The sequence below is a fragment of the Mesorhizobium dulcispinae genome (assembly GCF_033977345.1).
Taxonomy (GTDB): domain Bacteria; phylum Pseudomonadota; class Alphaproteobacteria; order Rhizobiales; family Rhizobiaceae; genus Mesorhizobium; species Mesorhizobium dulcispinae.
Genome location: NZ_JAVIIY010000006.1, coordinates 246253 through 259884 on the forward strand (window position 1 = coordinate 246253; position 13632 = coordinate 259884).

Genomic DNA, 13632 nt, shown 5'->3' on the forward strand with positions numbered 1-13632 from the left:
CCACATTTGGTGCAACCCCGAGTTTTCGAAAGGATTTCAGCATGGCCACCGTCAAGGTCGACAAGGGCAATTTCCAGGCCGATGTGCTCAACGCCAAGGAGCCGGTCGTCGTGGATTTCTGGGCTGAGTGGTGCGGTCCCTGCAAGATGATAGCTCCGGCGCTGGAAGACATCGCCAAAGAGCTTGGCTCCAAGATAAAGGTCGCCAAGCTCAACATCGACGAGAATCCCGAGTTGGCCGCGCAGTACGGCGTGCGCTCGATCCCGACGCTGATGATCTTCAAGGACGGTGAAGTCGCCGACATGAAGGTTGGCGCCGCGCCCAAGACCGCGCTGTCGCACTGGATCAACGGCAGCCTCGCCTGAGCCAAGCCAAAAGATTTCAAGATCAAGCCCGGCCATCGCGCCGGGCTTTTCTTTGGCGTCATCGCTGACAGCGCTCTGGCCCTGACGTGATGGCCTTCCATCGCCTTCTCTACGAAAAAGGGAGAAGCCCATGACCGGAACAGCCAAGGCCACCGTCTTCATCGACAACGAGCGGGTCATCGTCACCGAATACCGCTTCGCGCCGGGCGCCAATACCGGTTGGCACCGCCATGGCCACGACTACGTCGTCGTGCCGCTGATGGACGGCAAGGTGAAGCTGGTGACCAGGGACGGCGAAGCCTTCGCCGAGATGAAGAAGGGCGCGCCCTATTTCCGCAGGGAAGGCGTCGAGCACGACGTCATCAACGCCAACGACGGCGAATACGCCTTCATCGAGATCGAGCTGAAGTGAAGAGGCTGGCGAGCCACCAATTGCCATCTTGATGGCAGCACTCTATATCTCTCTCAAACGGAGTTTCAGATGGCCGAACCGCAGCTCTCAGTCCGTAGCGCAAAAGCACGAGACCTTGCTCATCGACTTGCTCGTCGCGAAAACCGCTCCATAGCCGATGTCGTCGAACGCGCGCTTGAATCTTATGAGGTCCGTGAAGCGGGGCGCGAACCCGCATCCACCTTCTATGCCCGCCTGGCGGCAAACTATGGCGCAGACATTGATCTGGAGAAAATCATCCGCGAAGGCCGCCAAGTTCATACCGGACCCGAGCTTTGATTTTCGTCGACACCAATGTGATTTCGGAGACCCTTAAGAAGGTGCCGGACGCGGCCGTTATGGCTTGGCTTGTCCGCAACGATGCCGAATTGGCTCTTCCCACAGTGGCGATTGCTGAAATCGCCTTCGGCATCCAGAAGATACGACCTGATGAGCGTGCCGATCGCGTTGAGCAGGGGCTTTCTCAGTGGCGCCATCGCTTTGCCGACCGCATTTTCGGACTGACGGAGGAGGCCGCCCTGGCTTATGGCGAGATCATGGGACGCGCCTGGCGCCAAGGCCGGGGCATTTCGGCCCCCGACGGTATGATTGCAGCCATCGCACGCGTGAACGGTGGCCGGCTGGCAACACGCAATCTGAACGACTTCGGTTCTGCCAGCCTCGACTTGGTCTCACCGTGGGACTTCTGAACTGCATTTCAGACTGATCCGCTACCGAAAGCGCGTCGCGTTAAAACGGGTTGCAGCTGCGCGCTTCAGGTCTTGGATGTCGTCTCCCAAAACCGCTGCGCACTTTGGGTGACATGCATATCACCAGTCGGCGACGCGATCGCCGCCGGCAAATTGCGCGCTTTTGTCGGTATATTCGAACAACTCGATCTTCACCCTGTTGGGATCTGTGATCCAGGCCTGAAACGTGTCGTCGCAGGCGAGCTTCTTCGGTGTCACCTCGACGCCCTTCGACCGGATATGGGCGATCGCGGCATCGATATCTTCCACCTCAAGGCAGAAGTGGTTGATCTGGTTGCGCTCGCCGTAGCTGGCCTCGCTCTTCTCGAACACCTCGACATGGCTGCGGCCGCCACAATCGAGGTAGAAGCCGAAGATCCTGCCGTCGCGCAGGAAATTGAAACGGGTGTCCATGCCGAGCACGTCGCGGTAGAAGCCGCGCGTCGCCTCCAGGTTATGCGCGAAGATGCAGACATGGGCGAGCTGCTTGACCTTGATCATGACCGGATCCTTGCGGCTCGGCGAACCTCGCTCAGGTCGGCGGCGTGCCGTTCTCGTCCAGCACCGCGCCGGCGAAATAGAGCGAGCCGCCGATGAGGATGCGCGGCGCCGGGCCATCCCAGCTGTCGCGCAACAGCATCAGCGCATTGGCGACGGAGCTGACCGGCTCGGCCGAAAGGCCGGCTTCGGTGGCGCGCAGCGCCAGCTCGTCGTTAGGCACGCCGGCATCGCTCTTGCTGACCGGCACCGTGTAGACATGCCGGGCAAGCCCCTTGAAGGCGCTGAAATAACCGCTCTGGTCCTTGGTGTTGATCATGCCGGAGATGAGGATCAGCGGGCGCGGGTTCTTTTCCTCCTGCTCGGCCAGTGCTTCGGCGATCACGACCCCGGCGCCCGGATTGTGACCGCCGTCGAGCCAGATCTCGGAGCCCTTGGGTGCCAGGTCCACCAGACGGCCTTGCGACAATTTCTGCATCCGGGCCGGCCAGGCGACTTGTGCCATCGCTTGTTCGGCAGCGCGGTGGCCGATCTCGAAGCCGGCGGCCTTGACCGCGGCGATCGCGGCGGCGGCATTGGCGAACTGGTGCCGTCCCGGCAGGCGCGGCAGCGGCAGGTCCATCAAGCCGTCCTCGTCCTGATAGACCATGCGGCCGTTCTCCTCGAAGGCGAGGAAATCCTGGCCGTAGACGACAGTCGGGCAGTCGAGCCGCTCGGCGGTTTCGATCAGCACCTCCAGCGCCGTCTCGCTTTCCTGAGCACCGATCACCACCGGGCAGCCGCGCTTCATGATGCCGGCCTTCTCGGCGGCGATCACCTCGACGCGGTCGCCGAGATAGGCCTCGTGGTCCAACGACACCGGCATGATCACCGAGACCGCCGGCCGCGCGACCACATTGGTGGCGTCGAAACGGCCGCCTAGGCCGACCTCGATGATCGCGGCCTCGGCCGGATGCTCGGAAAACAAAATGAAGGTGACGGCGGTCAGGATCTCGAAGACGGTGATCTTCTGGCCCTGGTTGGCCTTGGCGACGCGCGCGATCGCCTCGGCAAAGACCTGGTCGTCGACCAGCTTGCCGCCGCCCTCGGCCGCCAACCGGTAGCGCTCGTGCCAGTTCACCAGATGCGGCGAGGTGTGCACGTGCACGAGGTGGCCAGCGGCCTCCAGCAGCGCTCGCGAGAAGGCGGCGCAGGAACCCTTGCCGTTGGTGCCGGCGATATGGATGACCGGCGGCAGCCGCTCCTGCGGATTGCCGAGCCGCTCGAGCAGGCGGGTGATGCGGTCCAGCGAAAGGTCGAAACCTTTCGGGTGGAGCGTCATCAGATGTTCGATTTCGCGGTCGGCGGCGAGCGTTGTCATGGCGGAATCCTAGGCTCGCTCGAGGCGAGCCGCAATCGCGGTTCGCGGCGAACGGTGTCGCGTCAGGCCTGCGGCCGTGCTTCCGGCTGGGCTAGTGCCGGCGGCAGGATCTCCGGCTCCGCCGGCTTCTCGGCAGACGGCACCTTGAGCAGCATCTTCAGGAGCCGCGCGATGGTCGGGCGCATCTCCAGACGCGAGACGACCATGTCGACCATGCCGTGCTCCATCAGATATTCGGCGCGCTGGAAGCCGTCCGGTAGCTTCTCGCGGATGGTCTGCTCGATGACGCGCGGGCCGGCAAAGCCGATCAACGCGCCGGGCTCGGCAATGTGGACGTCGCCCAGCATGGCGTAGGACGCGGTGACGCCGCCGGTCGTGGGATTGGTGAGCACGACGATATAGGGCAGGCCGGCTTCCTTCAGCCGGTCGACGCCGACCGTGGTGCGCGGCAATTGCATCAGCGACAAAATGCCTTCCTGCATGCGGGCGCCACCCGAGGCGGCGAACAGAATCAACGGCCGCCTGCGCTGCAAGGCAACCTCGAAGGCGTGAACGATAGCCTCGCCGGCGGCCATGCCGAGCGAACCGCCCATGAAAGCGAAATCCTGCACCGTGACGACGACCGGCAGGCCATCGATGGTGCCGGTGGCATTGAGGATTGCGTCTTCCAGGGCGGTCTTGGTCTTCGCCTCTTTCAGGCGATCGGTGTAGCGCTTCTCGTCGCGGAATTTCAGCGGGTCCAGGACGACCTTGGGGTTTTCCAGCGTCTCATATTTGCCGTCGTCGAAGAAGTATTTCAGCCGCTCCTTGGCCGAGATCTTCATGTGGTGGCCGGAAGACGGGATGACGAACTGGTTGGATTCGAGATCCTTGTGGAAGATCATCTCGCCGGTCTCGGGATCCTTGATCCAGAGGTTTTCCGGCATGTCGGTGCGCCGGCCGAGCATCGAATTGATCTTCGGGCGAACGTAATTGGTGATCCAGTTCATCGCTTCGGCTCCCGTCCTGACAAGGAGGAGGTAGGAAAACTATTCGGCGGCAGCAAGGCGGGCCGAACGCACGCCCTGGGCAAGGCCGCTGACCAGAGTGGCGACGGCTTCGGCCGGATCGGCCGTCTTCTCGCCCTTGGGTCCAAGCACATTGGCGACCGCGTTGACGATCGCGGTGCCGACGACGACACCGTCGGCCGAGGCGCCGATCACCCGGGCCTGCTCGGCGGTCTTGACGCCGAAGCCGACGCAGACCGGCAGCGCGGTGTGGCCCTTGATGCGCTTGACCGCTGCCGACACCTTGGCGGTATCGGCCAGCGCCGAGCCGGTGATGCCGGTCATCGACACGTAGTAGACGAAGCCGGAGGTGTTCTCCAAAACCTTGGGCAGGCGCTTGTCGTCGGTGGTCGGCGTCGCCAGGCGGATGAAGTTGATGCCGGCTTTCAGCGCCGGGATGCAGAGCTCCTCGTCCATTTCCGGCGGCAGGTCGACGACGATCAGGCCGTCAATGCCGCTGGCCTTGGCGTCCACGAGGAAGCGATCGACGCCGTAGATGTAGATCGGGTTGTAGTAGCCCATCAGCACGATCGGCGTCTCGTCGTCGCCGGCGCGGAATTCGGACGCCATCTTCAACGTCTTGACCAGCGTCTGGCCGCCTTTCAGCGCCCTGAGCCCCGCCGCCTGGATGGCCGGACCGTCGGCCATCGGATCGGAGAACGGCATGCCGAGCTCGATGACGTCGGCGCCGGCCTCGGGCAGGCCTTTCATGATGGCCAAAGAGGTGTCGTAGTCCGGATCGCCGCCCATGATATAGGTGACCAAAGCCGGACGGCCCTCGGACTTGAGCTTCGCCATGCGGCGGTCGATGCGGGTCGTCATTGTCAGATCTCCATGCCCAGCATCTTGGCCACCGTGTGCACGTCCTTGTCGCCGCGGCCGGACAGATTGACGATGACGATCTGGTCCTTGTCCATGGTCGGCACGATCTTCATCGCATGCGCGATGGCGTGCGCCGATTCCAGCGCCGGGATGATGCCTTCGACGCGGGTGGTCAGCTGGAAGGCCTCCAGCGCCTCGTCGTCGAGGATCGGCTCATACTGGACGCGGCTCGAATCGCGCAGCCATGAATGCTCGGGCCCGACGCCCGGATAGTCGAGGCCTGCCGAGATCGAATGGCCGTCGAGGATCTGGCCGTCGCCATTCTGCAAGAGATAGGTGCGGTTGCCGTGCAGCACGCCAGGCTTGCCGGCATTCATCGAAGCGCAGTGCTCGACGCCGTCGAGGCCGCGCCCGCCGGCCTCGATGCCGATGATGCGGACCTGGCTGTCGTCGAGGAAAGGATGAAACAGGCCGATGGCGTTGGAGCCACCACCGACGCAGGCGATGATGACGTCCGGCAGGCGGCCTTCCTGCTCCAGCATCTGGGCACGCGCTTCCGTGCCGATCACCGACTGGAAGTCGCGCACCAACTCCGGATAGGGATGCGGACCGGCGGCGGTGCCGATCAGGTAGTAGGTATCCTCGACATTGGTGACCCAGTCACGCAGGGCCTCGTTCATGGCATCCTTCAGCGTGCCGTGGCCGGCGGTGACCGGCCGCACCTCGGCGCCGAGCAGCTTCATGCGGAAGACGTTGGGGCTCTGCCGGGCTACGTCGGTGGCGCCCATGTAGACGACGCAAGGGTAGCCGAAGCGGGCCGCCACGGTGGCGGAGGCGACGCCGTGCTGGCCGGCACCGGTCTCGGCGATGATGCGCTTCTTGCCCATGCGCTTGGCAAGCAGGATCTGGCCGAGGCAGTTGTTGATCTTGTGCGAGCCGGTGTGGTTCAGGTCCTCACGCTTGAAATAGACCTTGGCGCCGCCGAGATGCTTCGTCAGGCCCTCTGCGAAATAGAGCTTTGACGGGCGCCCGGCATAGTGGGTCGACAGGTTCTGCAGCTCGGCCTTGAATTCCGGATCGTCCTTGGCCTTGTTCCACTGCTCTTCGAGATCGAGGATCAGCGGCATCAGCGTCTCGGCGACGAAGCGGCCGCCGAAAATGCCGAACATGCCCTGCTCGTCGGGCCCGGTGCGGAAGGAATTGGGCATGGCCGGCTTGTTCATCGCCGATCTCCTGGTTGGAAAGAACCTGTTCAGGCGGCGCGGTCGTCGCGCGCGGCCCTGACGGCCCGGAAAAACTGCTCGATCAGCGCCGGATCCTTGACGCCCGGAGCGCTTTCCACGCCCGACGAAATATCTATTCCGGGCGGATTGGCCAGTTTCAGGGCATCGCCGACATTGGCGGCGTTGAGCCCTCCGGAAAGCATGTAATCGAGGCCGGCGTCAAGGCCGGCAAGGATGCGCCAGTCGAAGGCGACGCCGTTGCCGCCGGGCAATTGCGACCCCTTGGGCGGCTTGGCGTCGAACATCAAGCGGTCGGCGATGCCGATATAGGGTTTTATCCGGTCGATATCCGCCGCTTCGCTGACCGACAGCACCTTCATCACCGGGATGCCGTGGCGCGCCCTGAGCTCCGCCACCCGCGCAGGCGTTTCGGACCCATGGAGCTGCAGCATGTCGGGCTGCATCCTGGCGACGATCTCGTCGAGAAATGCATCATCGGCGTCGACGGTGACGGCGACCGCCTTGGCCTTGCCGCGCGCGGCTTCGCGCAGGCGCCCGGCCTCTGCCGGCTCTACATATCGCGGGCTTTTGGCAAAAAAGATGAAGCCGACATGGCTGGCGCCGCCGGCAAGCGCGGCGGCCATCGCGGCGTCGGTCCTCAATCCGCAGATCTTGATGTCGAGCGTCATGGCGCGGGATTGGCACGAAACGGCCGAAGAGTCGAGAAAAAGCATGCTGTTGCCGGGCGGCCGGAAAACACTACCTTCATATAGGGAATCAGGCGGGAGCAGGAAAATGGCCGACCAAACCGTCGCCGAACTCAGGCAGAAGATCGTGCAGGCGCGCGAGGTGATCGCGCATCTGATGGAGAAGTCCGATTTCAACGGCGCAGAGGCGCATCGGGCGCTCGACTATTTCGGCAGCGATGCGTTCGACCGGAATTTTTTGCCTTGGCCGCATCAGGGCGATGAGGGGCTGAAGCCGGAAGAGCTGAATGCGGCGAATGATGATTGATAGTCTGGGTTAAGCCGATATTAGAGAGGACAGCGGGACAGCACCCCCCTCTGGCCTGCCGGCCATCTCCCCCGCAAGGGGGGAGATCGGATGTCACCACGGCCTTCGCCAATCTCGAGCGTTGCAGGAAGGGCTAAGCGCCGAAGCTGCTGATCTCCCCCCTTGCGGGGGAGATGTCCGGCAGGACAGAGGGGGGTGGGAAGGATCGCGGCATGGCAGTTTTTGTCCTCTTTGCAGCCGCCGCCACCTACTCAAACACAATCGCCTGCAGCGCGCCGCCATTGCGCTTCAGCCAGTCCTTGCAGCGGTCGGTGTCGGGGCAGAGCTTTTCGCACAGCTTCCAGAATTTCGGGCCGTGATTCATCTCTTTCAGATGCGCGACCTCATGCGCCACCAGGTAGTTTATCACCGGCGGCGGCGCCATCATGATGCGCCACGAGAAGGAAAGATTGCCCTCCGAGGTGCATGACCCCCAGCGGCTGGAGGTATCCTTGTACCGGATCGCCTTGGCGCGCTTACCGATCGCTTCGGTGTGCTTGACCACCAGCTTCTCGATCTCGCGCTTGGCCTCGCGTTTCAGATAGTCGGCAATGCGGCGCGGCAGATGGACACGCTCGCCATGGATGATCAGCAGCGGGCCACGATCGTCGCGCGCAATGGTGACGGTGCCGCGCTTTGCCGGCTCATGGACGATGCGGTGCGGCACGCCGCGGATCGGAATCTTGATGCCGGGCCTGACCTGCGGGCGCGTCGGCACCTTGGCCAGGCGCTGCTCCAGCCAGTCTTGATGACGGTCGAGGAACTTCTCCACCTCGCCGCGGCGCAAGCCGGGCGGCACGGTGATGCGCAGGCCCTGGCCGCCGGAATCGATGCGCAGCGTCAGCCGCCGGGCCCTGGCGCTCTCGACGATCTTGAGCGGCAGCGTGCGGCCGGCGACGCAATGCTCGCGCTCCACGACGGGAGCGGGCTTGGGCTTGGTCAGATTGCGAAAGAAGCCGATGGACATGGCTGGACGATACGCGATTCGAGAAAAACGGCCAGTGGAGTGAAGCTACATAGAGAACAAAAAAGAAACGGCGCCGCTTGCGCGACGCCGTTGTATCACCCTGAGACCTGTCGCAGCATCTCAGTCGTCGAGCAGGTTCGTGCCCTTGCCGCGCTTCGGGGCGGTCTTTCCGGTCGTGTCGCTCGTCGTGGTCGGCGCGGTCGACTTGTTGCGGTTCGCCATGAAGCGGTCGAACTCTTCCTGGTCCTTGGCGCGGCGCAGCTCACGGGCATACTCATCGAACTCGGTCAGCATCTCGTCCAGCTTGCGGCGCTCCTCGGCGAGGCGCTCGAGTTCCTTCTCGCGCCAGTCGTCGAAGGCGACGTTGCCGGTGCGGGACGAGCCATGGCCCCAGCGGGCCGCCTTGTCGGAACCGCGGCGGCAGCCGGCGAAGATGCCGTCGGTGGCGCGGTTGACGTCGCGCTTGAAGCCTTCGAGCCGATCGCCCCAGATGATGTAGGCGAGCATGGCGAAGCCGAGCGGCCAGAACACCATGAAGCCGATCACCATCAGCGCGATGGTCGCCGGCGTCCAGGCCGGACGGATCAATGCGGTTGTGTTCATTTTCTCCCAATCCTTCCGTTGGAAACAGCCAAACCGGCTGCGTGGAATCGAAATGGGAAGGCGAAATCGGCGATTCAAGGCAAGGCCGGCCAAAACCGGCGAAGCAGCTGAAATGATTATCGCTTTTTGAGCTTTTCGAGAGAAAGCACTGCCACTCCGGCAACCAGCCCCCAAAACGCAGCGCCGACGCCGACGAGCGTAAGCCCCGAGGCCGTCACCGCGAAGGTGGCGGTGGCCGGCATGCGCTCGCCCGTGTCGTGGAGCGCGATCGACAGCGCGTTGGCCAAAGGCGCCATCAGCGCCAGGCCGGCGACCAGCACGATCAGGCTCTGCGGCAGGACGGCGAAGATCGCCACCAGCGAGGCGCCGAAGACGGCGAAGACCAGGTAGGCGAGCGCATAGAACGGGCCCGTCTTCCAGCGCTCGCCGGGGTCCGGATGGACATCCGGGCCCGTGCAGATGGCTGCCGAGATCGCCGCCAGATTGGTGGTCGAGGCGCCGAACGGCGCCGAAAGCAGCGAAAAGAAGCCGGTGACACCGATCAGCGGACCAGGTTCCGGATGGTAGCCTGCCGCCTTCAACACGGCGAGGCCGGACAGGTTCTGCGAGGCCATGGTGACGAGGTAGAGCGGCAGGGCCAGGCCGATGATCGCCGAGGCGGTGAACTGCGGCGCAATCAGCGTCAGCGTCGACAGTTCGGGCGCCGGCAGGCCGCCGACGCGGCCGGTGAGGAAGGCGGCAAGGCCACCGCCGATCAGCACCACCAGCACCGACACCGCCGGGTTGAACAGCCGGATGACGAAGAAAGCGGCGATCAGCGGCAGGATCAGCCAGGGATCGGTCGGAATGGCCTTCACCGCATTGATGCCGAAGCCGACCAGGATGCCGGCCAGCATGCCGGACGCGACCGAGGCGGGAATCATGGCGATCAGCCGGGTCAGCGGCTTGAACAGGCCGGTGGCGATCAAAAGGATGCCGGTAACGATGAAGGCGCCGACGGCTTGCGCCATGGTGAAGCCGCTGGAGGCCGCAATCAGCGCCAGGCCCGGCGTCGACCAGGCTGTGATGACCGGCATCCTGGTGCGCCAGGACAGCCACAGGCATTCGATGGCCATGGCCAGGCAGATCGCGGTCACCCCGCTCGCGGTCTCGATCTGGGTCGCGCCGACCGCCTTGGCGGCGGCAATGACGATGGCCAGCGTGCCGCCGAAGCCGACGATCGCCGCAACGAAGGCCGATATCGGTATGGAAATGCGCATCGTCAGGCGACCCGCTGGACCATATCGCCAACGGCGCGCTTGAGCATGTCGAGATCCTCGGGGCGGGACAGGCGATGGTCGCCGTCGGGGATCAGCGACAGCGTGACGTCGTCTGCCGGCAAGAGCGCCGCGAGCTTCAGCGCATGGCCGGACGGTACGTCCGGATCGGCCAGGCCCTGCAGGATATGCACGGGGCAATGGCTGTCGATCGGCCCGGTCATCACCCGATTCGCGCGGCCGTCCTCGATCAGCGCGCGCGTATAGATATAGGGCTCGTCCGAATAATCGGACCGTTCGGCGAAAAATCCCTTTTTCGAAAGGTCGCGCTTTTGCGCCTTGGTCAGCACCGGCTCGATCAGCTCGACGGTGAAGTCCGGCGCCGGCGCAAGCAGCACAAGGCCGGCGACGCTGGTGTCGCCCGCCTTGCGCAATTCCTGCACCATGCGCAGCGCGATCCATGCCCCCATCGAGGAGCCGACCAGGATCTGCTTGCCCTTGCCGAAACGCCGGAAGACCGCGAGGCTTTCGGCCAGCCATTTCGAGATCGTGCCATCGGCGAATTCGCCGCCCGACTCGCCGTGTCCGGAATAGTCGTGGCGCAGATAGGCGCGGCCTTCGCGGCCCGTCCAGTCCGACAGCGCCTCGGCCTTGGTGCCCAGCATGTCGGACTTGTAGCCGCCCAGCCAGACGATGCCCGGTGCCGAGCCCGGTACGTGCCTGACGGCGATCTCCGACCCGTCGACGTCGATGAAAACTGGTGCGCTGGCGTTCATGACCTTGTCCTTCCCGGGCGGTCTTTTGGCACAACCAGCGGTTCGCCGGAAAGTGCTCGCGCCGTTTCTTCGCTTGGTGCAGACAATGGCAAGGTTCCGGGCAAGCTTTGAGGTGATTTCCTGGCGAGGCTGTGCTATTGACTCCGGCCGCGCGCTCACCACATAGGCGCGTCCAAGCAATTGAACTCAAAGAACCCTGAACGAAACGGCCGAGGAGACCACGACCATTCGCAGACCTTTCAAAGCAGCGGCACCCACCAAGGACGGTCCGCGCTCCAACCGAGACATCCGGGTCCCCCGGGTCCAGCTTATCGACGCCGAAGGCCAGAACCGTGGCGAAGTTTCCATCAACGACGCATTGCTGCTCGCCGAAGAGGCGGGGCTCGATCTCGTTGAGATATCGCCCAACGCGCAGCCGCCCGTCGTAAAAATTCTCGATCTCGGCAAGCTGAAATACGCCAACCAGAAGAAGGCGGCCGAAGCGCGCAAGAATCAGAAGGTCATCGAGATCAAAGAGATCAAGATGCGCCCGAACATCGACAGCCATGACTACGAGACCAAGATGAAGGCCGTGCGGCGCTTCTTCGAGGAAGGCGACAAGGTCAAGCTTACGCTGCGCTTCCGCGGCCGCGAGATGGCGCATATGGAACTCGGCATGCAGCTCCTGAACAAGGTTCGCGAGGAAGTGGCGCCGATCGCCAAGGTCGAGGCCGAGCCGAAGCTCGAAGGCCGCCAGATGATGATGGTGCTGGCGCCCCGCTGACAGGCGGGCGCCCGCGTCTTCCCCCCTTGTTTGTTCCGATGCCTGCCGGCGCGAGATCCGTGTCCATCACGGTTTCGAGAAACAGAATTGAGCGGCATCGTGCTCTAAAATCTGCCTGAATTGCGGAGCACGGCGTCCCGACGATCGGCGGGGCGCCTGTTTTCTATCCGATCGCGAGCAAAACACGACGATCGGATTGGCCATGGTCGATGAAACAAAGGTCCCGACCGACAACCAGATAGAAGGGTTGGGCGGCTACCAGTACATGCGCCGCATCGTGCTGGCGGTGCTCATCGTGGTGCTGTTTGCGGCACTCTTGTTCGGCCAGTCGACGTTCCCTCCCGAAACGCCGGTCCACGAGTCGATCGAGATGTTCGGCGTGCTCCTGATCTTCCTCGGCATCGTCGGGCGCCTGTGGTCCACGCTCTATATCGGCGGACGCAAATCCTCCGAAGTGGTCACCGGCGGGCCCTATTCGGTCACCCGCAACCCGCTTTACCTGTTCTCGACCGTGGCCGCCGCCGGCGTCGGCGCGCAGATCGGCTCGTTCTCGGGCATCATCCTTTTCGCGCTCCTGTGCGCTGGCGCCTTCCACATCGTCATCCTGCGCGAGGAGCGCTATCTCAAGGAAGCGCTCGGCGCTCCTTACAACGCCTATCTGGCAAAGGTGCCACGCTTCTTCCCCAACCTCTCGCTCTACCAGGAAGGCGACACCGGCAGCTTCAAGCCGCGCCTGCTGTTGAACACGCTGCTCGACGGACTGGTGTTCCTGGTGGCGCTGCCGGCCTTCGAGCTGATCGACGGCGCGCAGCAGTCGGGGATGTTGCCGGTGTGGTTCCGCCTGCCGTAGGAACGAGTTGATATTCAGGTGAGGCCGGCCTGCAAATGGACAGCGCGCCGCACCGTCTCGGGTGTTGCGCGCGCGCCGTCTTTGATCTATAGGACCGCCGTTCCAAGAAAACCGCCCGGCAGGGCATGCCGTGGCGGTTTCATTTGCTTTTCGGGCTTTGGTCGGCCCGAAGCGAACATCGGCCCGATTGGGGGCCCCCACGAAAGGAAAGCAAAATGCCCAAGATGAAGACCAAATCGGCCGCCAAGAAGCGGTTCAAGATTACTGCCACCGGAAAGGTGCTGTCGGCTGCCGCCGGCAAGCGCCACGGCATGATCAAGCGTTCCAACAAGTTCATTCGCGATGCCCGCGGCACGATGGTTCTGGCTGAACCGGACGGCAAGAAGGTCATCAAGAATTTTCTGCCGAACGGCCTTTAAAGCATTCGGCCTGGACAGCGTTTAAGGAGATCATGACATGGCACGCGTAAAGAGAGGCGTCACCGCCCACGCCAAGCACAAGAAGGTCCTGAAAGCCGCCAAGGGTTTCTACGGCCGCCGCAAGAACACCATCCGCATCGCCAAGCAGGCGGTGGAAAAGTCGCTGCAGTACGCCTATCGCGACCGCAAGAACCGCAAGCGCTCGTTCCGCGCGCTGTGGATCCAGCGCATCAACGCGGCGGTGCACGAGCACGGCCTGACCTATGGCCGCTTCATCGACGGCCTCAACAAGGCCGGCATCGAGATCGACCGCAAGATCCTGTCGGACATGGCCATCCACGAGCCGCAGGCTTTCGCAGCACTTGTGGCCAAAGCCAAGGTCGCGCTCGAATATCTGAAGAACACCACGCCGAATGCGTTTGAGAGCGCTGTCGCCTAAGCCAGCGCTTCCC

The 13632-nt window shown here is 63.6% G+C and carries 19 protein-coding genes; 9 read left to right on the forward strand and 10 right to left on the reverse strand.

Features of this window, described 5'->3' with window-relative positions:
- The first annotated feature begins 41 nt into the window (after positions 1-41).
- The 4 genes from trxA (at position 42) to RFN30_RS15920 (ending at position 1505) form a co-directional block, all read left to right on the forward strand.
- Positions 42-365, forward strand: a complete 324-nt coding sequence (gene trxA, locus RFN30_RS15905) for a thioredoxin (protein ID WP_320263034.1) — start codon at positions 42-44, stop codon at positions 363-365.
- 130 nt (positions 366-495) lie between these two features.
- Complete coding sequence (locus tag RFN30_RS15910; protein ID WP_320263035.1) at positions 496-777, forward strand: cupin domain-containing protein; 282 nt, start codon at positions 496-498, stop codon at positions 775-777.
- A 69-nt stretch (positions 778-846) separates the two neighbouring features.
- Positions 847-1095 carry a type II toxin-antitoxin system VapB family antitoxin gene (locus RFN30_RS15915; RefSeq protein ID WP_320263036.1) on the forward strand — a complete coding sequence of 83 codons (249 nt, stop codon included), beginning with the start codon at positions 847-849 and terminating at the stop codon, positions 1093-1095.
- Positions 1092-1505, forward strand: coding sequence for a type II toxin-antitoxin system VapC family toxin (locus RFN30_RS15920; RefSeq protein ID WP_320263037.1), 414 nt, complete (start codon positions 1092-1094; stop codon positions 1503-1505). The genes RFN30_RS15915 and RFN30_RS15920 overlap by 4 nt, the downstream gene beginning before the upstream one ends.
- Positions 1506-1625: 120 nt before the next feature.
- Here the strand turns inward: RFN30_RS15920 and RFN30_RS15925 are convergent, their stop codons facing one another.
- The 6 genes from RFN30_RS15925 to RFN30_RS15950 all read right to left on the reverse strand — a co-directional run bounded on the left by RFN30_RS15925 (position 1626) and on the right by RFN30_RS15950 (position 7182).
- Positions 1626-2045, reverse strand: coding sequence for a VOC family protein (locus RFN30_RS15925; protein ID WP_320263038.1), 420 nt, complete (start codon positions 2043-2045; stop codon positions 1626-1628).
- Between the two features lie 31 nt (positions 2046-2076).
- On the reverse strand, positions 2077-3402 hold the full coding sequence (locus tag RFN30_RS15930; protein ID WP_320263039.1) for a bifunctional folylpolyglutamate synthase/dihydrofolate synthase: 1326 nt from the start codon (positions 3400-3402) through the stop codon (positions 2077-2079).
- 62 nt (positions 3403-3464) lie between these two features.
- A complete protein-coding gene (accD, locus tag RFN30_RS15935; RefSeq protein ID WP_320263040.1) occupies positions 3465-4391 on the reverse strand; it encodes an acetyl-CoA carboxylase, carboxyltransferase subunit beta in 927 nt (308 codons plus the stop codon).
- A gap of 39 nt (positions 4392-4430) precedes the next feature.
- Positions 4431-5270, reverse strand: coding sequence for a tryptophan synthase subunit alpha (gene trpA / locus RFN30_RS15940; protein WP_320263041.1), 840 nt, complete (start codon positions 5268-5270; stop codon positions 4431-4433).
- A 2-nt stretch (positions 5271-5272) separates the two neighbouring features.
- Entirely contained in the window at positions 5273-6493 is a 1221-nt protein-coding gene (gene trpB / locus RFN30_RS15945) for a tryptophan synthase subunit beta (protein ID WP_320263042.1), read from the reverse strand.
- Between the two features lie 29 nt (positions 6494-6522).
- Complete coding sequence (locus tag RFN30_RS15950) at positions 6523-7182, reverse strand: phosphoribosylanthranilate isomerase (RefSeq protein WP_320263043.1); 660 nt, start codon at positions 7180-7182, stop codon at positions 6523-6525.
- Here RFN30_RS15950 and RFN30_RS15955 point away from each other — a divergent pair.
- Positions 7169-7507, forward strand: a complete 339-nt coding sequence (locus tag RFN30_RS15955) for a hypothetical protein (protein ID WP_320263044.1) — start codon at positions 7169-7171, stop codon at positions 7505-7507. The genes RFN30_RS15950 and RFN30_RS15955 overlap by 14 nt on opposite strands.
- A 247-nt stretch (positions 7508-7754) precedes the next feature.
- Here the strand turns inward: RFN30_RS15955 and RFN30_RS15960 are convergent, their stop codons facing one another.
- The 4 genes from RFN30_RS15960 to RFN30_RS15975 all read right to left on the reverse strand — a co-directional run bounded on the left by RFN30_RS15960 (position 7755) and on the right by RFN30_RS15975 (position 11148).
- Positions 7755-8513 carry a M48 family metallopeptidase gene (locus RFN30_RS15960; RefSeq protein ID WP_320263045.1) on the reverse strand — a complete coding sequence of 253 codons (759 nt, stop codon included), beginning with the start codon at positions 8511-8513 and terminating at the stop codon, positions 7755-7757.
- Between the two features lie 120 nt (positions 8514-8633).
- Positions 8634-9116, reverse strand: coding sequence for a DUF2852 domain-containing protein (locus RFN30_RS15965; RefSeq protein WP_320263046.1), 483 nt, complete (start codon positions 9114-9116; stop codon positions 8634-8636).
- Positions 9117-9232: 116 nt separating this feature from the next.
- Positions 9233-10375, reverse strand: coding sequence for a benzoate/H(+) symporter BenE family transporter (locus RFN30_RS15970; RefSeq protein WP_320263047.1), 1143 nt, complete (start codon positions 10373-10375; stop codon positions 9233-9235).
- A gap of 2 nt (positions 10376-10377) precedes the next feature.
- On the reverse strand, positions 10378-11148 hold the full coding sequence (locus tag RFN30_RS15975; protein ID WP_320263048.1) for an alpha/beta hydrolase: 771 nt from the start codon (positions 11146-11148) through the stop codon (positions 10378-10380).
- Positions 11149-11374: 226 nt separating this feature from the next.
- Here RFN30_RS15975 and infC point away from each other — a divergent pair, with 226 nt between their 5' ends.
- From infC to rplT, 4 genes are all read left to right on the forward strand, one after another.
- Positions 11375-11911 carry a translation initiation factor IF-3 gene (infC, locus tag RFN30_RS15980; protein ID WP_126057137.1) on the forward strand — a complete coding sequence of 179 codons (537 nt, stop codon included), beginning with the start codon at positions 11375-11377 and terminating at the stop codon, positions 11909-11911.
- Between the two features lie 202 nt (positions 11912-12113).
- On the forward strand, positions 12114-12761 hold the full coding sequence (locus RFN30_RS15985) for a methyltransferase family protein (RefSeq protein WP_320263049.1): 648 nt from the start codon (positions 12114-12116) through the stop codon (positions 12759-12761).
- 215 nt (positions 12762-12976) lie between these two features.
- Positions 12977-13180, forward strand: coding sequence for a 50S ribosomal protein L35 (gene rpmI / locus RFN30_RS15990; RefSeq protein ID WP_027166935.1), 204 nt, complete (start codon positions 12977-12979; stop codon positions 13178-13180).
- Between the two features lie 37 nt (positions 13181-13217).
- The gene (rplT, locus tag RFN30_RS15995; protein ID WP_071100686.1) at positions 13218-13619 is read left to right on the forward strand and encodes a 50S ribosomal protein L20; all 402 of its coding nucleotides are present in this window, start codon (positions 13218-13220) and stop codon (positions 13617-13619) included.
- Positions 13620-13632 lie beyond the last annotated feature (13 nt).